Source organism: Bradyrhizobium septentrionale (assembly GCF_011516645.4).
GTDB classification, from domain to species: Bacteria; Pseudomonadota; Alphaproteobacteria; order Rhizobiales; family Xanthobacteraceae; genus Bradyrhizobium; species Bradyrhizobium septentrionale.
Map to the genome: position 1 here is coordinate 79,506 of NZ_CP088287.1, position 23,602 is coordinate 103,107.

Below are 23,602 nucleotides of genomic sequence, written 5' to 3' on the forward strand. Positions count from 1 at the left end.
GTGCCGTGCCCATTACCCCGGTGAACCGGACAGGTGCATGCGTCGATTGCTTCCCTGTCAGCGCGGCCTTCCCCGCCATACGATCGGGTCGGCATTCACATCGTAACTTTCGAGGCGTGCTCAGGCTTCACTCACGTTACGGCCCGCTGGATTGCTCGGCCGCCAAAAGCGACCTTTGTCACGAGGCTTCGATCCGTCCGATTGCTCGTCCAAACCGCTCGTCAGCTACCAGATCAATCGACAATTCTCTGGGTGGATCCTTCCTCCACTGGTAATGCGCGCCGTCGGGGCGCACCAAACGGCTTGACGTAAGCTGGTGGGATCAGCCGCACTTCATGGCCGAGAGTTGCAATCTCGCGTGCCCAATAGTGAGCGCTGCCACAGGCTTCTATTCCGACAAGGCAGGCCGGCTGCTTCGAGAAGAAATGCAGGACCTCGCTGCGCCGTAGTCTCCGGTTGAACACCGGCGAGCCATCGGCACCCGCGCCGTGAACTTGAAAAATGTGCTTCGCCAAATCCAACCCGATGGTGCTAACCTGCTTCATGGAACGGTCCCTCCTTGTGGCGTTCGAACAACGACCACGTTTTAGCACGATGATGCTGTCGGAGCGGGCCGTTCCACCACATCAATCAGGATGAGAGTGGCGCGTCAATCAAGATGAGACAAGGCAGCCGAGTGGGCGGATCATTGACGCTGGCCGCGGGTTTGGCAAGGCTTGATTGACGCTGCGCGACAATCACGCAGGATTGCCAGCGTCAATCGTTGCCTTGTCGAGTTCGTTGGGGGTCGTATGAACGGGCGGCCGGCCTGGACCGCGCTTGCGATCGAGGGCAACTTTTCGACGGTAACTTTCGACGTTCATCTCGAGGATCGTGGCGTGGTGGACCAAACGATCGATGGCAACCAACGTCATTGCCTGGTCCGGGAAGATACGCCCCCATTCGCCAAATGGCTGATTGGCCGTGATCAGCAGCGAGCGTCGTTCGTAGCGGGCGGCGATCAACTCGAACAGCACACTGGTTTCCGCCTGATCCTTGCTCACATATGTGATGTCGTCGAGGATCAGGAGGTCATAGCGATCGAGTTTGGCGATCGCGGACTCCAGCGCCAGCTCGCGCCGCGCGACCTGCAGCCGTTGCACCAGATCAGTGGTGCGCGCGAAGAGAACGCGCCAACCGTTCTCGACGAGAGCCAGGCCGATCGCCGTGCCGAGATGGGTCTTGCCGCCGCCCGGTGGACCGAACAAGAGCAAATTGGCGCCGGCCTTCAACCAGGCGTCGCCAGCGGCGAGCGCCATCGCCTGTGCCTTTGATAGCATCGGCACACTTTCGAAGTCGAAGGTGGCGAGCGTCTTGCCGGCGGGCAAACGCGCTTCCACCATGTGTCGCTCGATCCGACGGCGGGTGCGATCGGCCGCCTCGTGCTCGGCAAGGGCGGCGAGGAAGCGGGCGGCAGGCCACCCTTCCTTGTCCGACTGTGCAGCGAGCTTCGGCCAGATCGCCTTGACGCCCGGCAGGCGGAGCTCATTGAGAAGCAGCTCGACACGGGCAGTATCGACGGAGGTAGCGATACCAGTCATGCAGCCTCTCCCAGGTTCGAGCGGCCTGACATGACGCTGACGCAGGCGAGTTCATCGTAGACGTCGAGCGGCGCCAGCTTGACGGCGACTCGCGGGATCGAGGCCGCCTCAGGTCGGAAGCGGTCGCGCAGAGCGGCAAGATCGGGTAACTGTCCGGCGTCCAGATCCATCGCGATCACCTCGGCGAGTTCTGCTTCGCAGGCGCGCTCGTGAGCCAGCGCCAGAAGCTCGACCGTCACCTTGCAAGCGCGCCGGTCATCACCATGCTCCCGCAAGGTCTCGAACAGACGTTTGTAAGCTGCACGCGGGAAGAGTTGGTCGCGATAAACGAGATTGAGGAGCGCCATTGGCTTGCGCCGCAGGGCATGGATGACGTGCCGGTAATCCACAACATGACCGCCCTGGCGCTCGGACACAGGCCGACCGCGCCGCAGCGTCACGACCGGCGTGACACCAACGAAGCATTCGAGCCGGTCGTCGAAGATGCGCACACGCAGGCGATGGCCGATCAATCTTGAAGGCACGGTGTAGAACACGCGCCGCAGGATGAAGCCGCCTGACGACGTCACCGGGATCACTTTCTCCTCAAAGTCGGTCGTGCGGCCTTTTGGCAGCGGCGCCAAGGCCTCCTTCTCGAGCGCGATCGGTTTGGCGACGTTGGCGTTGCGCCGGCCGACAATCTCGTCGACAAAAGCACGGTAGGCATCGAGACTGGCGAAGTCGCGCGTCCCTCGCAGCAACAGCGCATCTTCCAGTGCCCGCTTGAGATGGCCGTGCGCGCTCTCGATCGAGCCGTTCTCATGTGCGATGCCCGCATTGTTGCGCGTTGGCGCCATGCCATAGTGGCCCATCAGCCCGGCGTAGCGCTGCGTCAGATCCTCCCGTGCGTCGGCGGCCAGATTGCGGAACGCTGCCGACAGGCTGTCGCTGCGATGCTCCCGCGGCACGCCGCCAAGCGCCCACAGCGCGTTCTGCAAGCCCTCCGCCAGGGCGACGAAGCTTTCGCCGCCGAGCACGACATGGGCATGCTCGAAGCCGGAGAACGCCAACCGGAAGTGATAGAGCCGGTGATCGAGCGGCTCACCCGCGATGGTAATACCGAGCGCGCTCACGTCGGTGAAGTCGGACAGACCCAGGCGACCGGGCTCGTGCTGCTGGCGGAAGATCACGTCTTGTTCTGGGCCGTTGAGCGCCCGCCAGGCGTTGATGCGCCGCTCCAGCGTGCGGCGGATGTTCGGGTTCAACTCGTGATGCCGTCGGCGCAGCTCGTCCAGCACGCCGATCACGCGGATGCCGGGCGCAGCCTTCAGGATCGGAACGATCTCGGCGTCCCAATAGGGCCCGAGCGGATCGGCCCGGCGCCGGCCCCTCGGCGTCTTCTTCTGTGAGGGCGGGCGACAATCGCCCTCGATTCGATACGCGCTTGCCTTCGAGAACCCCGCCTTGGCCGCGGCGGCCTCGCGGGACAGTGTCAATCGGTAGGTCATGTACAGCCTCATCTGGCGGTCGGTGATGTCAAGGCCAGGCAAGGCATCGATTCCCTCTTGTCGAGACGAATCAACAGCTTGCACCAGCCGCACCCGGCCGCCAGACGGGTCCAAAAACGCGCGACGCCGATGGGGACGGTCCTCCGGTCGGGCTGCGCCCTCCCTTCGGTCCGTCCCCATCGGCGCAGTCTCACCTTGATTGTCGCTGGCGTCTCACCCTGATCGCCGCCGCGCAATACTGGCCGATCTTGGGGGTGATCACATGTCTCGGCCTTGCTTTTAAACATCTAATCCGGCCTCTGATCGAGCAAGTCAACCGGAGAAGGCCCGGGACCAAAAGCCGCCCATGAGTAAGGGCGCCTCAGTTGGCGGCCTCTTTATTATCATCGTCGTCGTATTCAAATGACAGCTGAGTTGGGTCAAGAACGAATAGCGTCCTACGTCAGCTTACGCCGTTCGCTCTCAGCCCTATTCGCCGCCTCGAGCTGCCCTGCGATGTAGTCGGAGATATCGCCGATCTCAGCCTCCAAGTCCGCTTCCGGTATACCTTGTTCCTTGGCAGCATCGATGAGGCGGCGGCTCAGCTCGGCCACATCCTGCGACGCGCCGACAGTCCGATACTGTTCGACAGCGTGAACGCTATTCTCGATCCAGAAATCGATAAACTCGCGCGCCTTGCTCATCGTGCATCCTCTCCGCCAACCTCAAGACCAGCGTTAGCGCCGGTGAGCAAACGCAGCAAGGCCACCTCGAAGCCGGAGACGCCTTTGGCGAAATTTATCACTTCGCCCCAGTCCAGTCGGCGCGGAGATATCGTACCAGTCCACAATCCGGGAAGGTCGGCAAGTTTCAGCCGGCTGTTGTGATGCTGACAGCCAACGCAGAAGACCAAGCACCCGTCTTGAAGCCATTTCGGTTCGACGACAGGGCCGGTCCAGTAACGAAGGTGACGAGCGGGCTTGTGACGCCAAGGCAGCCGACTCCATCACGATCTCCAGGGCTCTGGTGAATGGGCACCGCGTGGCCTACCATGTCATGCCAATTCGGAACGACGTGCACGGCGCCGACCGTGCCGCATTGCCGTGCACACAAGGCGCCCGCCGGCGAGCCATTCCGCAGGGCAGCTACCAGATGGCAAGAAGCGGCCGGACCATTTCGTGTAACGACGATGAGCCATCGCGGATGATCGCGCACGATACGGCGTGGAGTGAAGCCGCTAGGGGGCGCTCGGCAAGGTCCCCAGAGGCACCAGGCTTTGGTCGGAGGCGCGCCAGCCCGGTCGCAGTGCTGCCCGCGCTCCGCCCACTGGCACCGGTAGCCGGCGTTGCGAAGGAGACCTGCTCTCGCCATGCCCGACGCGCTCATTGCGGGAAAGGCCGAGTTCGCCAGCAGTGGCGTTATGTTCTCCTCCGGAACATGCCCAACGCTTCCGGGATTGTTCTGCCGCCTTGCTACTTCACCATGCTCCTGCGCGGCGTCAGACTCGTCAGCGACGACGCTTTGCGCCCGATGCGCGGTTTCCGGCCGAGGCGGAAGCGGCTCTATCGATTTTTCGCGATCTTCAGATCGTGGATGTGCCTGGGCGCCCGACCATCGACGAGTGTTGCCTGCCTTGGGTCTGATGCGGGCTTCGTGAATGTCTTTGTGAGTGAGACCGATCTCGGTAACGCTCGCCCAGCGTGGAAGAATTAGGCTTGCCAGCGCTCTTGATCTCTCCCCCGCTCCTGCGCGGCGTCGTATTCATCCGCTAGCCGCGCGCTTCGCCTGCGCCTCGATCTCAAGCGCATTTGCCTGCGCGCGATAGGCGGCGCCGCTGCCAACTGTCGGGCCACCTCCGGCGGGATCTCGATCGCTTTTCGGCTGATCGACATGCCCGTAAAATAGGTATTTGGGGCCCGTCTGGCGAATCCAAACGAAGCGGCCCCAGCAACCCTTGGAGGCCCGGGGGCGATTGCTGGGGCCACATGGCCAGTCCCGCGTCAGTCGAGATTGGTTAGCTTGATCGCACACCAAATCCGAAGAAGAGACAATAGCGAACCAGAGTTCCGCGTCTCGACGCCGGGGAACAGTGGTAAAATTACCACCATGCCAGGGCGCAACGCCGCCCGCTTAAAATACACGCCGGCGACGTCGGCTCTAGCCACAGGATGTAAAGTGCAAAATCCTGACGAGCATTAAGACTGCGCAGGCGCAAACGTTTCGTACCCAAGAGGGGGTAGCCTGCTGGGTGCAGTGGACCCTTTGCTGAGGACCACCGGGTCCGGTTCTTAAGTGGAGCTGCTGCCGTTCGTTCTTCCCAATACTTTACGCTACTCTTGCTTGCTGCTGTTGTGGCTGTGGGGATGTGGGCAACGCGCAGCGTTGTCCAAGCTTCTCGCTTGCGAGAAGCGTCATATCCACAGCCTCTTCGCCGAATGCCCCCCGGCCTGCCAGACCGCCATCGGCGCGCGAATTTCCAGCGCCTGATGGGGTCGGGCGATTCCGGCTTTGGCCTCGTGGCCATCCGAATAACCCTTGAGATAGATGTCCTCGTATTCGAGCGAGCGCCACAGCCGCTCGATGAACACGTTGTCCATCCAGCGGCCGCGACCGTCCATCGAGATCCTGACGCCGGTGGCGGCCAGCGTTCCGGTGAAGGCCGCGCTGGTGAACTGGCTACCCTGGTCGGTATTGAAGATCTCAGGCCGGCCGAGGCGCGCCAAGGCCTCTTCGAGCGCAGACACGCAGAACGATGTGTCCATCGTGTTCGAAAGGCGCCATCCCAGTACCGCACGGCTCGCCCAATCGATGATCGCCACCAGATATAGAAAGCCCTGGCCGGTCGATCACCATATGGCGCAGGAGATACGGGAAGATCTTGTGTCCCGGCGCCGGCTTTGTGGTTCTGGGCTTTGGTCCCAGCGCCGCGATGCCCATCTTGCGCATCAACCGCTGCACGCGCTTGATTGATGCGACGGCCTTCGGCATTGAGCATCGCCGTCATCCGCCGCGAGCCCAGGAACGGCCAGGCCGTGAACAGCTGGTCGATGCGTCGCATCAGCTCAAGGTCGTTGTCATTGGCCGGCCGCGGCGGCCTATATACGCTCGATCGCGCAACGCTCAGCAGTTGGCATTGCCGGCGGATCGATAGACTCTCATGATCGCGCTGAAGCAATCCTCGGCGATCCGGCGCGCTCATCTTCCGGACCTCCTGGCTAAGAACTCTCGCTCGACCGTCAATTGTCCGATCTTCGCGTGGAGCTTCTCGACCTCCAGTTCGTGGGCCGCCTCGCCATCCCGACCAGCGTGTGAATCGGCGTGGGGTCCGGACGCCGATCGGCGCCCCAAGTGCTTGATTGACTTCGCGCGTGCGGGGTCAATGTTCAGCGTCGATTCACACCCACAAGTCGGACTGCGCGACGCGCAGCGACGGATCGTTAATGCCGCTGCCGCGCACTCTGTGGCGCCTCCCCCTTCAGGCCGCAGCCATGCGCTCCCTACCGCGGTAGCGGTTTAGTGCAACATTCATTCTGGCAACCTCGGCCCGACATAGTTCAACAGCGATCGGGACATCCCCGAGTGCGCCGTTTCCTGGCACTTGCTCGGGTTGTCTTTTTCGTTCCCGAACTGACCCGAGTCGCACGATGTAAGGCGACATCTGTCTTCGCTGCTCGTTTGGTCTTTCTGGCAGATATCTTGCCTTTTTGCGCCTTGGACTGTTGGGGTCTCTTTGCGACTGTTAAGGCAGGATTTGGGGTATGCGGAGTTTCGGCCATCTCCAGCCCGAATAGAGCGGCGACATCGCCTTCATCAAGCACCTTCGCCGCGCCTGACGCCGTTGTTAGCGGAGAATCCTGTCCAGCGCTGGCGAGCATTTCAGTTTCATCCACATCACGCAGCACAAAAAGAAGCTGAGGCTTTTCATCTAGCCGGGCGCCGACACCATACAGTGCTGCCGCAACGTGCTTGCACATGTCCGCCCAATCTGGACAGCTGCAGGACAGCTTGATTTCCGTCGGCGACGGAAACAGGCCGTCACCCTCTCGACAGACCCGGTCCATCACGCCTTTCGCCAAGCGGCCCTGCAGGAGCTCAACTAGCGAATCGACGGTCCCGGCGCAGTCCCGACAGATGGATTTCCAGCGTGCCCGCGTAACCGGTGCAATGACAATTTTGATTTGGTAGAGCTCAGACCCGGCGACCATTGCCGATATCTCGCCCTTGGCAATTTGCAGGTCGATAACGGAGCCGTTTCGGACATAGGTCCGGCCGCGCGGCAAGCGGTTCTCATAGTCGCTGTATCGTTCAAGGTTGACGCACCAAGATCTGCCCCAGAAGCTCTTGGTAATTGTGCGGCCCTCGATCCTCACGGGCGCAACGGATCGTCCCTGCTTCTTGAGCTTGGCCAACTTGCGTTCTGCCTGTCGCCGCTTCTCAGCTACCGGCACGTAAGCATGCCACCCGTAGTAGCTCATTCATCCCCTTCCTTCATCGCCGCACCCAAATCGAGAGTCACGAGTCTAAGCAACTCCTCATCTTTCATCTCAGTCAACAGGATGTCAGCTCCGCCGCTAAGAAAATCCCCAGCCAATTGTTTCTTCGACTCAATCATATGGTCGATCTTTTCCTCCACGGTGCCGCGACAAACGAACTTGTGCACAAGCACGTTCTTGGTCTGTCCGATCCGGAAGGCACGATCGGTGGCTTGGCTTTCGACAGCCGGATTCCACCACCTGTCGAAATGAATGACATGCGAGGCCGCTGTGAGATTGAGCCCGGTGCCGCCTGCTTTGACCGAGAGCACGAAGAACGGGACGTCTTCGTCTTCCTGAAATTGGCGCACCAGGTCCTTGCGCTTCTTAACCTCTGTCTCACCATGCAGGACGAGGCCGGGCCTTCCGAATACGGAGCCCAGGAACGCCACTAGTGGCGCCGTTGACTCCTTGAACTGGGTGAAGATAAGTGCCTTCTCCTGCCGGGCGGCAACCACTTCCGCGATGTCGCGCAGACGCACAAGCTTACCGCTATCCTCCTCATTCCACGCACCGTCGCCGAGCCACTGTGATGGATGGTTGCAGATCTGCTTCAAACGCATGAGAAAAGCTAGGACGATACCTCTCCGCTTTATTCCATCGACCTCTTCGAGATGGCCGGCCAGTTCCGCCACTGCTTGCTGATAAAGCGCCGCCTGCTTGCGGCTCAAGGGGCAGAAGGTTTTCACCTCGGTCTTGTCGGGCAGGTCGGCAATGATGCTCTTGTCGGTCTTCAGCCGTCGCAGGATATAGGGGCGCACCAGTTGGCGGAGCGGACCGTAAGGGTTATGTGGCCGGTCGGCGAGGCGTTTGACGAATGCCGAAAACTCCTTCGACGATCCCAACAGGCCAGGATTGATAAAGTCGAAGATCGACCATAGGTCGCCGAGCCGATTCTCGATGGGCGTGCCGGTCAGCGCAATGCGCATTTCTGCCTTGAGCCTCTTGACCGATTTTGTCTGCTTAGCGCCCGGGTTCTTGATGGCCTGTGCTTCATCGAGCACCACAAACCGCCATGATGTAGTTTCTAGCCAAGGCGTACGCGTCAGAAAGCCGTAGCTCGTGATTACGAGATCGACATCTGCGCATCTGTCCGCACTGTAAGTGTTCAGTTTCTCGGACGGCGCAGCCGATGGATGGACCACGACTGTTTTCAAAGTTGGCGCAAATCGGGAAATCTCGGCGGCCCAATTGGCTAACAACGAGGCGGGGGCTACGAGCAGGCAAGGTTTCCGAATTGCCATGTCCTCATTCTTGATCACCAGCAGCAGCGACAACACCTGGATGGTTTTGCCGAGCCCCATATCGTCGGCAAGGCAAGCCCCAAGCTTGAGCTGCGTTAGCAGATAGAGCCATTGCACACCCGACTGCTGATAGGGTCGCAGCGTACCCTGAAAATGTTGACCGGGGTCGACCCGCATGAGCCAATCGGGATGGCGCAGGGTCGCCAGCGTCTCCGCCAGCCAGGGGCCGGCAACGGTCTGGCTCCAATCGATGTCGGCTGGTGCGGCAGTTTTATCTCCGGCAATGCCAGCCCCAGCCAGCAGACGCATCGCCTCACCGAACGAAAGACCATCGGCGGCGGCGCGGCGCTCGATGGCCTCAAATTGCTCGAGTGTGCGATGCAGTCGTTCATGATCGACCTCGACCCACTTGCCACGGATTAAGGTCAATCCATCGGAATGCGCCAGGAGTCGCTTGATGTCGGCCTTCGAGAGGCTTTCGCCCTCGAGCGTCACCTCCATTCGGAAGTCGAGCAGCGCGTCCATCCCCAGCTGTGATGGCGCATTGCCCCCGACCGTTGCTTTCACTTGCGGGCGTGCGGGGTGGTTCATGCGCCAACTCGCTGGCATTCGCACGACCACCCCGGCGCTTTCGAGCGCGGGAACATCCTTCAGGAATTGCAGAGCCTGTTGTGGGCTCCAGCGCAGCGGGTGAAAGATATCGCCGGCATCGACCATGGTCTTCAACCAAGGGCAACTTTCGGCGGCACGCTGGACGGGCATCAGCAGCGAGAGCAGGCGTTGGCGGTTCCTCGCACCGGAATACTCCTGCAAGGCCTTGCCGAGCGGCAGATGCTGGGCCTTGGCCCCAGCCGAAAGTCGGGTCGTGTAGGTCGCAAGAAACGCGAACGGGGCTTCTTCGTCCTTCCGGTTCTCCGCGAGGTTGAAATGAACGCGCCCAACCAAATTCCATGCCGGATGACGGCTCTTGAGGAACTCCTGCACGGAGAGCTTGGCCTGCACCAACTCGGCATCAAAGGCCGCATCCATACCTCGCCAAAGATTGGCCAGGACAGACGTCGTCAGGTATTCCGCGCCGGTCATCGGCGGAACGGCCGCTGCCATCGTGTCCAGCTCGCCATCGGCGGGGATTGGCACAGGCGGCTTGGTCCGGCCGTCTCCAACACTAGGAAGAGCGCACAGTGCAGTCATGTAGCGCATTCCAAGCTCTCGCCAATACGACAACACCGGCGGGAGAACCGTCGCGACTTCGTCGGCGCCGAGCCACAACAATCCGTGCCCTGAGCCCCGTAAAAATGCTTTCTCCAGCCGCAAGCCCTGATCGGGCTCCAACGCAGGAGCTTGCGCCGTTTGTCGCAGCGTCAGCAAACCATGCGGGGTGAGAACGGGTTCCAGCGTCATCATGACGGTGGGACCTTACGACCCCACCGGAAATGTTGGCGATTTTGGTGGTGAGCGGCGCGCCACATCGAGAAGTAATTCGCCATTCTGTCACGAAGTACCGAGGAATGAGAAATGGACCCGCGGAGCGGGACCGCTTGAGCCGGTTTGTTAGTTGGAAACTGACCGCTCCTGATTACTTCCTATCACGCTGCCAGAGACTCTGTCTGCTGCTGTTGCTGGGGCATGTGGTCAACGCGTCAGCGTTGTCCACCATGTCCACAGCCTTCGCGGCCTGCATCCGTTCGCGCCAGACCGCCATCGGCGTGCGATAGCCGAGCGCCTGATGAAGGCGACGATCGTTATAGAAGGCGATCCAGCTCGCGACCCCTGCCTTGGCCTCGCGGCCGTCGGCATAGCCCTTGAGATAGATGTCCTCATGCTTGAGCGACCGCCACAGCCGCTCGATGAAGACGTTGTCCATCCAACGACCGCGGCCATCCATGGAGATCTTGATCCCTGCGCCCGCCAACGCGCCGGTGAAGGCCGCGCTGGTGAACTGGCTGCCTTGGTCGGTATTGAAAATCTCCGGCCTGCCGTACTTCGCCAGCGCCTCTTCCAGAGCCGCCACGCAGAACGAGACGTCCATCGTGTTCGACAACCGCCACGCCAGAACCGCACGGCTCGCCCAGTCGATGATGGCGACGAGATAAAGAAAGCCACGGCCGATGGGCAGATACGTGATGTCGGCGGCCCACACCTGGTTCGGCCGGTCGATCGTCATGTTGCGCAACAGATAAGGATAGATCTTGTGGCCCGGCGCCGGCTTCGTCGTGTTCGGCTTCGGTCCCAGCGCCGCGATGCCCATCTTGCGCATCAACCGCTGCACGCGCTTGCGATTGACCTGAAGCCCCTCAGCCTTCAGCATTGCGGTCATTCGCCGCGAGCCCAGGAACGGCCAGGCGATGAACAGCTCGTCGATCCGCCGCATCAGGGCAAGGTCGTTGTCGTTGGCCGGCCGGGGCGGCCGGTAGACCCCGAAGCGCGCGATGCCAAGCAACAGGCATTGCCGACGGATCGACAGCGCCTTGTCGGCGCGATCGAGCATTCCTCGACGGTCCGGCGTGCTCATCTTCCGGACCTCCGCGCTAAAAAATCGCGCTCGACCGTCAGTTGTCCAATCTTGGCGTGCAGCTTCTCGATCTCGCGTTCGCGCGTTTCCTCGCTCTCGCGCCCGACACCCGCATCAAAGGCCCGCGCCGCCTGGTCCAGCAGTTGCTTCTTCCAGGCATAGATCTGGTTCGGGTGAACCTCATAGCGCTGGGCCAGATCGGCCACCGTCGCCTGCTCCCGCACCGCTTCCAGCGCAATCTTTGCCTTCAGTGCCGCGTCGATCTTGCGTCTCGTCTTCGTCGTCATCATGCCCTCCGTCTATCAAACGGAGCGGCCCTTTTCCAACTTAACCTCTGATCCCAAAATCGGGGTCCATTTCAGATGGGCGCGGTCAGCAATTCCTTGACCAGAATGAACTGGAGAACGCACTCCGCGACTGCGGCCGGACTCTCAAGAAGAAAACCATCATCTTTCAAAACATCAACGTTCCTTTCGCTTTGCGAAAGCTCGATTTGCACCAACTTTGCGCCAATCTCATCCGGCGTGAACATGCGCCTCACCTCGGAAAAGAACCGCGGCAGTTCCCGCGCGAAGTCGGGGATGTCTTGAGGCAGTACTGGCAAAACTCATCAACTTCTCACCGACAAGGTAGTCGAAGGCCGCCGTGAGCCCGAATCGCGCCTTGATCGTTTGAGCCGCTTCGCACTGTTCGATCCAAATCTTATGCGCTTTGCGCACATTCATCGTCGGCCCTCATCTTGTCGGCATCGACGCTATTCTTGACGCCAGCCACTCGTTCAATTTCGACCACCTTCGCCGCCCCGAAACGTTGCGAACCGCGATGGCAACGGCCTTCTTCTGACCGACCAGAACTACCAGTTGTTTGCCCCGGGTGACGCCGGTATAGAGCAGGTTTCGTTGCAGCATGGTGTAGTGCTGCGTCATCACCGGGATCACTACGGCAGGGTATTCTGAACCCTGGCTCTTATGGATAGTTGCTGCGTAGGCCGGCACCAGCGTGTCGAGCTCGCCAAACTCATAAATGACCGAGCGGCCGTCGAAGCTTGCGGTGAGTTCGCTGTCTTCGGAACTGACATCGTCGATATAACCGATGTCACCGTTATAGACCTCCTTGTCGTAATCGTTTTCGATCTGCATCACTTTGTCGCCGGACGCGAACGTCGAACCGAAGCGTTCGACCTTGCGCTCGCCGGCGGGGTTCAGAGCCGTCTGCAGTTCGATGTTTAGCGAGCGCGCACCGACGCCGCCCCGGTTCATTGGACACAGAACCTGAATGTCGCGAATTGGGTCGAGGCCGAAGCGATTGGGGATCCGTGTCTTCACCAACTCGATGATACGCTGTACGGCGGTTTCTGGATCGCCTGCTTGCACGAAGTAGAAATCGCTATCCGTGCCGGGCAGGCTGAGATCGGGGATAGCCCCCTGATTGATGCGATGTGCGCTGATGATGATGCGGCTTTGCGCGGCCTGCCGGAACACCTCGGTGAGACGCACCACCGGCACAGCACCGGATGAGATGACGTCGGCCAGCACTTGGCCTGGCCCAACCGAAGGAAGCTGGTCGATGTCGCCGACGATCAAAAGGGCAGACTTGTCTGGCACTGCCTTGATGAGTGACTGCATCAGCATGACGTCTACCATTGAGGCTTCGTCGACAACAAGCAGGTCGCAGTCGAGCGGATTGTCTTCGCCGCGCTTGAAGCCGCCGCCCTTGGGGTCAACCTCCAGCAGCCGGTGGATCGTCCTAGCCTCAAAACCGGTCGCCTCGGTCATGCGCTTGGCGGCGCGGCCGGTCGGCGCGCATAGCAGGAGCCTCACGCCCTTTGCTGCGAGAATGCGGAGAATACCTTTGACGATGGTGGTCTTGCCGACACCAGGACCGCCGGTCATGACCAACGCTTTGGACATCAATGCGAGCCGGATCGCAGCGACCTGGCTTTCGGCAAGGGTAAGCCCGATCCGTTGCTCGACCCAAGGCAGTGCCTTGTCTGGATTGATCCAGGGCCAGGGCAGTGTGCCATTCGCTAGCCGGATCAGCCGCTCGGCAATCGAGCGCTCCGCCCGATGCAGGCCCACCAGAAATACGCAGGACGTTTCGCCTACGCTGTCTGCGATGACCGTGCCTGCTGTCCGTTCGAGATCAAGCGCAATGCGCACCAGTTCCACCGGGACCTCAAGCAGCTTCTCGGCAAGCGGCAGCAGTTCATCCGTCGGCAAACCGCAGTGCCCTTCGTCCATCGCCTCGGTCAGCCCATAGGAGATCCCGGCCCGAACCCGGATCATTGCGGTCTTTTCGATGCCGAGTTTCATCGCGATCGCGTCGGCAGTCTTGAAGCCGATGCCGCGAATGTCGCGCGCGAGGCGGTAGGGGTTCTCGGTCATGACCTGTACGGCGTCCGCGCCATAGGTCTTATAGATGCGCACCGCCCGCGCTGTGCCGACGCCATTGCTGTGCAGGAAGACCATGATTTCGCGAACGATCTTCTGTTCAGCCCAGGCGGCCGTGATCCGGTTGGCCCGAACCGGGCCGATGCCCGTTACCTCGCGCAGGCGTTCGGGCTCCGCCTCGATGGTATCGAACACCTTCTCACCGAAGGCGCGCACCAGCTTCTTGGCATAGACTGGCCCGATGCCGCGGATCATCCCGGAGCCGAGGTATTTCTCGATGCCGTCGAGCGATGTCGGTTCCGAGGTCTTTAAGAACTTCGCCCTGTACTGTTGGCCATGGGTGCGGTCATTGACCCATTCGCCCGATGCGGTAATCCACTCGCCAGCGGAGATCACCGCGGCGTGCCCGACTACAGTGACCAGTTCGCGGTGGCCGCGCGCCTTGATCCGCAAAACGCAGTAGCCATTCCCGTCGTTGTGGTATGTGACGCGCTCAACAAGGCCAGCAAGAACTTCCCGGCTTGATGGTTCCGGCTGCGGTTTCATGCGGATCGTCGCATCATCTGCTCCGTCGCCGAGAGCACCATTTGTGGACAGCTCTCTTCCCGAACCCAATTTGCTCAGTTGGATCGTCGTTGGCAAGCCACCACGGTGGTCAACCCCCTTCGGAGCCCACCGAGTTGGCATGCATAGCGCGACTGCATGGCCGATCAATGGGCGTCCGGCGATATGTGTCGGTAGCCGCCGTGCGGTGTAAGAATCGAACTGTAAAGGAGACCAGCCAGTCGTGATTTCGCTTTGCGGTTACCGCCGGCCGCGGCAATCTTGGTCTCGACCAGCAGCCGATCAATCTTGGCTGCGCTGACGCCGAGCACCAGTGCTCAATCGGCCTGGTCCGAGCTTGAGCCGGCCATGCCGCTCCAGCGAAGGCAGCAACGTCGGAATCATTACCCTGAGCCGCTTGCCGCAGATCCGATCCGAGGCCTCCCATAGCGCCACCAGTGTGAATCCGCGTGGGCTCCGGACGCCGATCGGCGTCGCAAGTGCTTGACTGACTTCGCGCGTGCGGGGTCAATGTTCAGCGTCGATTCACAATCGCCCCCCCGGGCAATTACGGGTGCCGCAACGCGCGCCTTGCAGTTGCGCTGCGGAAGACGCAAAAGGAGGGCAATCTTAGCATCGGCTTTTTCAATGGCGTTACAAAAGCAAAAGATCACCAAAGACCAGCTTCATGAATTGATCCTAGAACGGTTTGGACTGATCAACTTCTTTCAGGTCAGCGAGGACAGGCAGCTCGGGTTCCGCACAACTGTGGTAGCGGCGCCGGCGGATCTCTATGAGTTACATTCTCGGCTCGAACGTATTTGCAGTGAGTTGCGGCCAAGATTTGAGTTAGAGTGAGTCACGACCTCAGGCGGGATCTTCGAGGGGCTTTCGGCTGATTGGCGTTGGTCGAAGTATCTATATCTGGGCTCCGGTGGGTGTGTGTGCGTAAGTTCACAGAAGCATCGCAGACCGGGTGCTACATATTCTTCGCGAATATTATTGCGGTCGTTCATAGTGGGTGACGGAGTTTACGGAGAATTACATGGCACCGATACAGGCTAGGTTCCTCGTACGAAGAGGTAGCGTCGACTGGATGGTTTATGATCGGGATCGCAAGGGGGCGGCCCAACTGAAGGATTACAGCTTGGCTGAGAAGCTGACGAAGGAACAAGCTGAGCAGATTAAGCAGCGGCTGGAGACGGCTTGACCGACGTTTGCAAGGACTGGTGCTCGCACAACGTCCAGATGGACGCGGCGAGATGGCCGGACGAGATGCAGCTATCCGATCTCCAGCCGCGGTTCACTTGCACAGTCTGAGGCAAGCGCGCAGCTCAATCATTCGTTCGGTCGATGAGCCGCCAAGGATGGGTACGCGCGGCTGACGGGGGCTACCCTGCCCAAGTTTGGCCGAAATGGCCCCCATGCTGGTACGAGCCATCTAAGGGGCTATCCGTTGTGTGGTTGAGCCTTGGCGGTGTCGTCCGGCAACGTCGTCGCCAAGGCTCTCACGCGCGCATTCGGTCAATGGGTGCGAAGTGGTGGCGTTCGGAGTGTGCAGGCTAGCTGAAGCATCATTCCAACGGCCGCGCTAAACTCGCGAGCGTTTGTGATCTTACAAATGTCACAGCCGCTGGCTAGAAACGTATCTACTGATTAGCACGGGCTCTTTCAATTGGCCATATTGCGATGGCGGCTAGCGAAGAGCGCGCTCGCCGAATCCGCGGCGGCGCATCGCAAAGGAAGAGTGCAGATGTTCAAGAGACAGGTGTCGGGCCGCAAGCTTAAGTGCGCAACCAAGCGACGTCGAGCGAAGCCGAAGCGGACAGCGCGTCGTCAACTGGACGGAGCGTTCAACTTTGCAACGCGCGTATTTTCAGATTTCGACCCGACCACGGGGGGCGAGGGTGAAATACGGGACCGCATGGTCAGGACGGCTGAAGGACGCTTCTATTTGATAGAAGGTCCAGACATCAAGCCGAGTGCTCGTGAAGTCGTAACGCCTTATAGGCTCGAAGATGTCTTTGCGTGGTTGCAGGATTGTCCGGAGCAAATCGAGCGGACAGTGATCGTCGGCAACGCCAACTGCAATCTTTTTGAGCGCTGAGTTCTGCTTTGGGCGACTAAGGCGCGGGGCGTCAGACGACGCCCTGCGTATAACCGAACTCCCGTGGGTTTCGTCAGCTTTCCGAAAGCTTGCCCGAACAATAAGCTGTTGCAGTGAGGATCAATTACGACAACGCCCCCTCCGACGGGCAGAGTCCGGCCAGTAGCGCGATGCGCTGACCGGCGCTGCTACGACTGCTTACGGCCGCTTTAGCTGCTCAAGGACCCGCCTCTTTCGCTGCTGACGAGAAAGCGAGTGAGCCAGTCAGGCGCCCCCCGAGCGCGGCCCCAAGGGCAAACCCACCGGGAAATGAGCTATGCGGGATTTTGGGTGACGAGGCGATCAGGCGGCGTGGTTTGCCGGCATGCGGATGACCTCGATGCCGTCGTTGAATCTGACACCTGCAATCACCTTGGGCAACTGATTTGTGCCTTTGAGCCGCCGCCAGGTTTTTGATGCGGCGATGACCAGCTTGAACACCATTAGCCTGGCGGTCGTTGACGACAGCGATCCTTTCGTGCGCACGGTTCTGTGCCGCACGGTCGCGAACACGCTTTCGATGGGGGTGGTCGTGCGCAAGTGATCCCAATGCTCGGCAGGGAAGTCGTAGAAGGCCAGCAGCGCGTCGCGGTCCTTGGCGAGGCATTCGACCGCCCGGCCGTACTTGGCGCGGTATTTCTCGGCGAAGACGTCGATCGCCGCTTCGGCGGCCGCACCCGGTTCGGCGCCCAATAGACCTCGCGCAGGTCCTTCTTCATGTTGGCCTGGACCGAGAGCGGGACCTTGTCCAGGACGTTGACGGTCTTGTGCACCCAGCAGCGCTGGTGCCGCGTGCCGGGAAAGACCTCGTCAAGAGCCTTCCAGAAGCCGAGCGCGCCGTCACCAACGGCAATTTCCGGGGCGATTTGCAACCCGCGCTGCTTCACGTCGATCAAGAGTTCACGCCAGCTCTGCGCGCTCTCCCGGACGCCGACCTGAAAGCCAATCAGTTCCTTCTTCCCTTCCGGCGTCGCGCCGATCAGCACCAGCATGCATTCGCCGTGGTCTTCCATGCGCGCCTGCAGGAAGACGCCATCGGCCCACACATACACGTAGCGTCGCGCCGACAGATCGCGCTTCTGCCAACGCTCGTACTCGCCCTGTCACTCGGCCGTCAGCCGGGAGATGACCGCCGGCGACAAGTTCGGCGCGTCCTTGCCCAGCAGGGCCGTCAACGCCTCCTGGAAATCGCCGGTCGAGATGCCGCGCAGATACAGCACCGGCAACAGCGCATCCAGGCTCCGGGTGCGCCGCGCCCACAGCGGCAGGATCGCCGAGCTGAACCGGATCCGCTCGCTATCGCCGGCCGCCCCGCGGTCCCGAATCTTTGCCCGCGCGACCTCGACCGGTCCGATGCCGGTCGCAATCGTTCGCGCCGGGCCGTAACCATGTCGCACGACACGGGCGCGCCCGTCGGCCAGCTTCAAATCCTTCACCGTGGCAAGAAACGTCTCGACTTCGATCTCCACGGCCTGCGCCAGAAGCTCCCGAGCACCAGCTCGCAGAATATTGGTCAGTGGATCGTCGATATCGTCGGGCTGACGAAGGGCAACAATATTGCTAGTCTCGTTCATGGCGTATCGCTCTCCTTGAGAGGTTCTGGCAGGCTCGACACCCGCCTCGATACGCCGCCTATCTCATTCCGTCATCACCCACTTTCCCGCATAGCTCCCGGGAAATATCTCGTCAAGGCATGTAAGGAGCGCCGGCTCGCGTAGTTGCTGCGCATGAAGCGCAAGGAGATCACAGAAAACGAGGCGACTGCTCGTCGGTCAGTGCATTGTCGGAGACTCCTCGGCAGCAATTCAAGTCACATGGTCGTCTTCGTCTCGGTCCGCCTCGAGTTGGTCGGCCTCGTCCGACGCCAGCACAGGAAACTCCCCCGCCAGCATTTTGTCCTTGCTGAGCAGGCCGGCCTCCTCGAGCATTTCCATGTCCGGAAGATCGCGCAGCGTCTCCAGGCTGAAGTGCGACAGGAACGCCTTGGTCGTCACGTAGGTGTAGGGTGCGCCGAGCTGCGGGCTGCGCGGCCCGGCTGCGACGAACTCCAGTCCGCGCAGACGGGCGATGGTATCGCGGCTGACCTCTTTGCCGAAGAAGGATGACAATTCGCTGCGATTGATCGGCTGGTAATAGGCGATGCAGGCAAGGATCAGTGCTTCGGTCTGCGACAACGCCTTGTGGTCGCCGGCAGCGCCGATCGCAGCCCGGATCGCCTCGGCGAAGTTTTTCCGGGTCCGGTGCTGCCAGCCGCCGGCGACGGATACGAGCTCGTAAGGCCGGCCGCGCAATTCGTCGCGAATGTCATCGATCAGCAGGTCGATGCTGCAGTCGCGACCGACAACGCGCGCGAGGGTCTCGCGCGTCACCGGTCCGGGCGAGGCGAAGATCACCGCTTCGACCCGGCCCATCCATTCGCGCCAGCGCAGCTCCGGCGGCAGGTCGGCCAGCTCGGTGTCGAGATCCGCTTTTGGCCGCGCGCGCCGGCCCATGTCAGAGCCCGTACAATCGGAAGGTCGGCCGGCCGGTGAGCTCGCGCACCGCGCCGAGCGAGACCAGTCGCTCGAACAGCCGCCGTGTGCTGCGGTCGCTCGCCGTCTTGCCGGGGCCGGCGGACTGGGCGTCTTCCACCATCAGGATCCCGACCATGATGTCGGCATCCTTGCCACGCAACTTCGGCGCGACCGCGAGCAGGCGTGTCGCCCGCCGTGCGAGATCACTGTAGAGGTCGATCGCTGCCACGGCCGCCGTCGCGTAGGCCGCACAGAGTGCGTTCATGAAGACAGTCTCCCCTTCGAGGTGCTGCTGCGCCTTGCGCAGCGCACCGCGCGATAGATGCACCGCGAGCAGCGGCACCGGTGCCGGCCAGCGCAGCTGGTGGGCGAGGACGGCGTCGGCCAGCCACAGCGGCACCAATTCTTCGTTCGGCAGGACGCGGCCACTCGCGGCGATGATCTCCGCGGCGGCCAGCACCGGCATGGCGTGCTGCCGCTGCGTGTGCCGGCTTGCAAGTTCGACGATCTCGCTCGGCAGCGAGCCGAGCGGATGGCCGAGCGCGGTCGCAAGGGCAAAGATCCATCCCTCCACGTCGCTGGAGGAGGCGCGTTCGCCGAGCTTGCGCCAGGCGGCGAGAATACGCCCGCCCGGTCCGGGGTCGTCGGCGTCGCGGCGCAAGTACCAGTGGTCGCGCAGCGCCGCCTCGTCCTCCGTCCGCCCGCCCTGACGCGCGAGCGCGGCCGCGCAAGTGAGCGCGAGACGTTGGCGCCAAAGACTGCCGAGCGGGTGCTCGTCACGGGCGATCGGATGCAGCGCCGCCAGCGCCGCGCCGGCATAAAACACCGCTTCCGTGACGAAGTCGGGCGGTGCGCGACGACGCAACCAGGCCGGCGCGGGGGCGAAGGTCGGCGGCGGGTCGGGGACGATTCGGCGACGCGCGAGCATGCGAAAGGGTAAGCCTGCGCGGCGCTTTTTGCTATCCATTTTACATGAAACCGCCGGGCCTGTCAGTGGATAACAACGACCGATAATGTTGCATTATCGATCGTTTTGCTCTTTATAGAGGGCATGCCCGTTTTCAGCGCCCAGAACCCGGAACATCGCGCTCCGCAGAGCGCCGCACCGCCTGAGAGCCCGCGGGCGGAAGCCGATCTGTCGACCGCGGAGGTGTCGGCCGAGCCGCGCGGCGGCCTCCCCTCCCCGCTCCCGGCTGCGGAATCCGGCGTGCCGGCGCATCTCGAACGGCTCGCCGACCGGGCCCGCGACTATGTCGAGGCGGCGAGCTCGGCTTATGCCGCCGACTGGACGCACTTTTCCGGCTGGTGCCGGCGCCAGGGCCTCGAGGTCTTTCCGCCCGCCCCGCAGACGGTCGGGCTCTACATCACCGCCTGCGCCTCCGGCGCCGCGACCGCCGACCGCAAGCCGAATTCGGTGTCCACGATCGAGCGCCGCCTCTCGGCCCTGACCTGGACCTACGCGCAGCGCGGCACGCCGCTCGACCGCAAGGACCGTCACATCGCCACCGTCCTGGCCGGCATTCGCAACATCCACGCCGCCCCGCCCCGACAGAAGGAAGCCGTTTTGCCGGAGGACGTCATCGCCATGCTGGAGACGCTCAATCGGGGCACGCTCCGCGGCCTGCGGGACCGCGCCATGCTGCTGCTGGGCTTCGCCGGCGGCCTGCGGCGCTCGGAAATCGTCGGCCTCGACCTCCACCGCGACGACACCGAGGACGGCCGTGGCTGGGTCGAAATCCTCGACCAGGCCTGATTGTCACCCTGCGCGGCAAGACCGGCTGGCGCGAGATCGAGATCGGCCGCGGCTCGTCGGACTCGACCTGCCCGGTCGTCGCGCTACAGATCTGGCTGAAACTGGCCCGGATCGGCCACGGCCCGCTGTTTCGGCGGGTGCGCGGGCAAGGCAAGGACGTCGGGCCCGATCGCCTGACCGACCAGCAGGTCGCCCGACTGGTCAAACGCGCGGCGCTCGCCGCCGGGGTGCGCGCCGACCTGCCCGAAGGCGAACGAGAGACGAAGTTCGCTGGACATTCGCTGCGCGCCGGCCTCGCCTCCTCGGCCGAGGTCGACGAGCGCTATGTCCAGAAGCAGCTCGGCCACGCCTCCGCCGAGCTGACCCGGCGCTATCAGCGCCGCCGGGATCGGTTCCGCGTCAATCTGACCAAGGCGGCAGGCCTCTGAGGCCGCTCTCCGCTGATTAGAACCGATATGCCCAATCGCGCATTCCGATAAACATGGTGCGCCACGGCTGGTCGATAAGTTTGTTCCACGCGTAGCAACAGTGATCGAGGATGTCGTTGTAGGATTTGAACACGCGGTTCGAAAGCCAGTTGTCACGAAGGAACTGCCAGACGTTCAAAAGCCAGGATCAACTCGACGTGCAGACTCTACACAGTTCGAGAGAACGGTTAGTCGCCGATTCTTTTGGAGCGTGGATTGGCGGCTTGCCAAGGCTCAGTGTCTTCCAGTCGAAGATGATCTTCATCGGGCCTTCCCCTCTTTATTGCTGTCCAATCAGTCGGCGAGCCCGATCATCACGGACAGCATGTTGTTCAGCGCCAGCATATCGGCGCCTGACAGATGGCCTATCACCGGGCCGCATTTGGCCCGCGGATAGGCCAGAACCTTGTCGACCATGACCTGTGAGACGAGTTTGAGACCGTTCGAGGCCGTCGGCTCGATGGTGAGACGATATAGCGGGGCATCGGCGATCGTGCCGGTGAGCAAGACCACGAGCACGCTGTCCGCCGCATTGAGCACATCGGACTGGATGACGACCGCCGGACGGGGCTTCCCGTAGTCGCCCTGTGCCGAAACCGTGACGAGATCCCCTCTCCTCACGATTCAGGCCATTCAGTCGCGGCGGCAATGAAATCCAGCGCCTCAGATTCCTCGGGCCGGCCGCGCAGCAGCAATCCCTGCCGCCTCGCTTCGGCGGCAAATTCCGGCTTGTGGGGATCAGGCACCCAGATGCGCAGCTGCTTCATGCCGCGATGCTGCTGCTGTTGGCGGTAGCGCTGAAACTTGGTCAGGCCGTCATCGGTATGCTTGGGCCGCGCCATATGAGATCTCCATCAGTTGCGCGCTACTTTACTATAAAGGTTGCGCGCGACCAAACCGTTTGACGCTGGTGACCGCCGATATCGACGAGTTCAGCCGTGTCGACGGCCTGATCGTTGAGAACTGGCTCGACTGAGGCCAAGATATCTCAATCTCCTAGGAGCTTGTCTGGATAGTCGCTGTTCAAATCTGGTCGGGTCTGATTCAACATTGGGCGATGAGCAAGTATTTTCGGCCTTGGAACATCGATCAGACGCTGCTTCTGCCGCCGAATGTGCAGGACTTCGTGCCGAAAGGCCATGTCTCGCGGTTTATGGTTGATCTGGTGCGGGAGAGCCTCGATCTCAGGGAGATCATGGGCAGCTATGTGAGCGGGCTTGGGCAGCCGCCGTTTGATCCGCGGATGATGGTGGCGCTGCTGCTGCATAGCTATGCGAGTGGGCTGTATTCGTCGCGTCGGATTGCCAAGGCCTGCCGGGAGCGGAACGATTTTGTGATGATCGTGGCGCTGGATGCGCCGGATTTTCGGACGATCAGCGACTTTCGCAAGCGACATTTGAAGGCGCTCGGCGCGCTATTCGTGCAGGTTCTGAAGTTGTGCGAGACGGCCGGGCTGGTCAAGCTCGGTCATGTCGCGCTGGATGGTACGAAGATCAAGGCGAACGCGTCGAAACACAAGGCGATGAGTTATGAGCGCATGAAGAAGCGCGAGGCGGAATTGAAGGCCGAGGTCGCTCGCATGCTGGCGGCCGCCGAGGCGGCGGATGCCTCGGAGGATGAGACTTTCGGCAACAGCGACGAACTGCCGGACTGGACCGTCGACAAGCAGAAACGGCTGGCGAAGATCCAGCAAGCGATGGCGGCGCTGGAAGCGGACGCCAAACTGGCGGCGGAGGAAGAGCGCCGCATCGAGGCCGAAAAGGAACAGCAGCGCCAGGCCGAAGGCCGCAAGAAGCCGGGCAAACCGGCGGCGCTGCCATCGGAGGAACCCAATCCCAAGGCGCAACGCAACTTCACCGATCCGGAAAGCCGCATCATGAAGTCGAAGGATGGCTTCGTTCAGGCCTATAATGCCCAGGCGGCCGTCGATGCACATGCCCAGATCATTGTCGCGCAAGAACTGACCCAGCACGGCAGCGATCAGGGCCAGTTGGTGCCCCTGATCGAGGCCATCGAGAGCAATCTTGGCCGCAAGCCGCGGCAGGCCTCAGCGGATTCCGGCTACTGCAGCGAAGCCAATCTCGAAGCGCTCGACACACGCAGCATCGATGGCTATGTCGCGCCCGGACGCGCCAAACACCCGACAGTAGCGAACGGAAAAGTCGGCGGCCCGCTGACACAGGCCATGCGAAAGAAGATCGACGATGGCGGCTTCGAAACACCCTACCGATTGCGAAAGCAAGTGGTGGAGCCGGTGTTCGGGCAGATCAAACAGGCAAGAGGCTTCCGCCAGTTCCTGTTGCGGGGCATCGAGAAAGTGCGCGCCGAGTGGACAATGATCTGCACCGTCCATAACCTCCTCAAGCTGTTCAACCTCGCAAACGCAGCCTGAGCCTGCTACTCTACAACAAATGCCCGTCACGAAAACATATCTGGACGGGCTCCTAGCGTAGATA

General features: G+C 61.7%; 18 protein-coding genes and 5 pseudogenes. 6 read left to right on the top strand and 17 right to left on the bottom strand.

The features are described from left to right. Positions 1-296: 296 nt before the first annotated feature. The 5 genes and pseudogenes from HAP48_RS49590 to HAP48_RS51030 all read right to left on the bottom strand — a co-directional run. Positions 297-545 (bottom strand): annotated as a pseudogene (locus HAP48_RS49590) (IS110 family transposase); the annotation flags it as partial. A 192-nt stretch (positions 546-737) separates the two neighbouring features. Further along, on the bottom strand, positions 738-1,580 hold the full coding sequence (gene istB, locus HAP48_RS49595; RefSeq protein WP_176399279.1) for an IS21-like element helper ATPase IstB: 843 nt from the start codon (positions 1,578-1,580) through the stop codon (positions 738-740). After that, entirely contained in the window at positions 1,577-3,109 is a 1,533-nt protein-coding gene (istA, locus tag HAP48_RS49600) for an IS21 family transposase (protein ID WP_420869925.1), read from the bottom strand. Before istA ends, istB begins: the two co-directional genes overlap by 4 nt. A 395-nt stretch (positions 3,110-3,504) precedes the next feature. Further along, positions 3,505-3,750, bottom strand: coding sequence for a hypothetical protein (locus HAP48_RS49605; protein ID WP_166107283.1), 246 nt, complete (start codon positions 3,748-3,750; stop codon positions 3,505-3,507). 1,707 nt (positions 3,751-5,457) lie between these two features. Next, a pseudogene (locus tag HAP48_RS51030) lies at positions 5,458-5,841 on the bottom strand (transposase); the annotation flags it as partial. A gap of 143 nt (positions 5,842-5,984) precedes the next feature. Here HAP48_RS51030 and HAP48_RS51035 point away from each other — a divergent pair. Then, complete coding sequence (locus HAP48_RS51035; RefSeq protein WP_414645820.1) at positions 5,985-6,197, top strand: hypothetical protein; 213 nt, start codon at positions 5,985-5,987, stop codon at positions 6,195-6,197. A gap of 403 nt (positions 6,198-6,600) precedes the next feature. Here HAP48_RS51035 and HAP48_RS49615 read toward each other — a convergent pair whose 3' ends face one another. The 6 genes from HAP48_RS49615 to HAP48_RS49640 form a co-directional block, all read right to left on the bottom strand. After that, positions 6,601-7,521: an SWIM zinc finger family protein gene (locus HAP48_RS49615; RefSeq protein ID WP_166218001.1), complete on the bottom strand. Its 921-nt coding sequence runs from the start codon at positions 7,519-7,521 to the stop codon at positions 6,601-6,603. After that, entirely contained in the window at positions 7,518-10,226 is a 2,709-nt protein-coding gene (locus tag HAP48_RS49620; protein ID WP_176399278.1) for a DEAD/DEAH box helicase, read from the bottom strand. Before HAP48_RS49620 ends, HAP48_RS49615 begins: the two co-directional genes overlap by 4 nt. 172 nt (positions 10,227-10,398) lie before the next feature. Further along, a protein-coding gene (locus HAP48_RS49625; RefSeq protein ID WP_224497277.1) for an IS3 family transposase occupies positions 10,399-11,621 on the bottom strand; the annotation gives its coding sequence in 2 pieces (ribosomal slippage) (positions 10,399-11,345 and positions 11,345-11,621; 1,224 coding nt in all). Between the two features lie 71 nt (positions 11,622-11,692). After that, positions 11,693-11,866 (bottom strand): hypothetical protein, encoded by a 174-nt coding sequence (locus HAP48_RS49630; protein WP_224497276.1) that lies wholly within the window; start codon positions 11,864-11,866, stop codon positions 11,693-11,695. A gap of 202 nt (positions 11,867-12,068) precedes the next feature. Then, the gene (recD2, locus tag HAP48_RS49635; RefSeq protein WP_166218322.1) at positions 12,069-14,270 is read right to left on the bottom strand and encodes an SF1B family DNA helicase RecD2; all 2,202 of its coding nucleotides are present in this window, start codon (positions 14,268-14,270) and stop codon (positions 12,069-12,071) included. 164 nt (positions 14,271-14,434) lie between these two features. Further along, a complete protein-coding gene (locus tag HAP48_RS49640; protein ID WP_166218004.1) occupies positions 14,435-14,599 on the bottom strand; it encodes a hypothetical protein in 165 nt (54 codons plus the stop codon). A 199-nt stretch (positions 14,600-14,798) separates the two neighbouring features. On the opposite strand from HAP48_RS49640, the gene HAP48_RS49645 reads away from it, so the two are divergent. The 3 genes from HAP48_RS49645 to HAP48_RS49655 all read left to right on the top strand — a co-directional run bounded on the left by HAP48_RS49645 (position 14,799) and on the right by HAP48_RS49655 (position 16,374). Further along, positions 14,799-15,125, top strand: coding sequence for a hypothetical protein (locus HAP48_RS49645; RefSeq protein WP_166218007.1), 327 nt, complete (start codon positions 14,799-14,801; stop codon positions 15,123-15,125). A gap of 187 nt (positions 15,126-15,312) precedes the next feature. Continuing rightward, positions 15,313-15,477: a hypothetical protein gene (locus HAP48_RS49650; RefSeq protein ID WP_166218292.1), complete on the top strand. Its 165-nt coding sequence runs from the start codon at positions 15,313-15,315 to the stop codon at positions 15,475-15,477. A 543-nt stretch (positions 15,478-16,020) separates the two neighbouring features. Further along, positions 16,021-16,374, top strand: a complete 354-nt coding sequence (locus tag HAP48_RS49655; RefSeq protein ID WP_166218295.1) for a hypothetical protein — start codon at positions 16,021-16,023, stop codon at positions 16,372-16,374. Between the two features lie 342 nt (positions 16,375-16,716). On the opposite strand, the pseudogene HAP48_RS49660 reads toward HAP48_RS49655, so the two are convergent. The 3 genes and pseudogenes from HAP48_RS49660 to HAP48_RS49670 all read right to left on the bottom strand — a co-directional run bounded on the left by HAP48_RS49660 (position 16,717) and on the right by HAP48_RS49670 (position 19,893). Further along, positions 16,717-17,987: pseudogene (locus HAP48_RS49660) on the bottom strand (IS256 family transposase). Between the two features lie 231 nt (positions 17,988-18,218). Then, positions 18,219-18,905, bottom strand: coding sequence for an SMC-Scp complex subunit ScpB (scpB, locus tag HAP48_RS49665; protein WP_166218298.1), 687 nt, complete (start codon positions 18,903-18,905; stop codon positions 18,219-18,221). Between the two features lies 1 nt (position 18,906). Beyond that, positions 18,907-19,893 (bottom strand): DUF1403 family protein, encoded by a 987-nt coding sequence (locus HAP48_RS49670; RefSeq protein ID WP_224497275.1) that lies wholly within the window; start codon positions 19,891-19,893, stop codon positions 18,907-18,909. Between the two features lie 84 nt (positions 19,894-19,977). Here HAP48_RS49670 and HAP48_RS49675 point away from each other — a divergent pair. After that, positions 19,978-21,107, top strand: a pseudogene (locus HAP48_RS49675) (tyrosine-type recombinase/integrase). Positions 21,108-21,123: 16 nt separating this feature from the next. Here HAP48_RS49675 and HAP48_RS49680 read toward each other — a convergent pair. The 3 genes and pseudogenes from HAP48_RS49680 to HAP48_RS49690 form a co-directional block, all read right to left on the bottom strand. Then, positions 21,124-21,282: pseudogene (locus HAP48_RS49680) on the bottom strand (IS630 family transposase); the annotation flags it as partial. Between the two features lie 158 nt (positions 21,283-21,440). Further along, positions 21,441-21,767, bottom strand: coding sequence for a type II toxin-antitoxin system PemK/MazF family toxin (locus tag HAP48_RS49685; protein ID WP_130230294.1), 327 nt, complete (start codon positions 21,765-21,767; stop codon positions 21,441-21,443). Continuing rightward, a complete protein-coding gene (locus HAP48_RS49690) occupies positions 21,764-21,988 on the bottom strand; it encodes an antitoxin MazE-like protein (RefSeq protein ID WP_166218010.1) in 225 nt (74 codons plus the stop codon). The genes HAP48_RS49685 and HAP48_RS49690 overlap by 4 nt, the downstream gene beginning before the upstream one ends. Positions 21,989-22,203: 215 nt before the next feature. On the opposite strand from HAP48_RS49690, the gene HAP48_RS49695 reads away from it, so the two are divergent. Continuing rightward, positions 22,204-23,538 (top strand): IS1182 family transposase, encoded by a 1,335-nt coding sequence (locus HAP48_RS49695; protein WP_166202952.1) that lies wholly within the window; start codon positions 22,204-22,206, stop codon positions 23,536-23,538. The last annotated feature ends 64 nt before the right edge of the window (positions 23,539-23,602 follow it).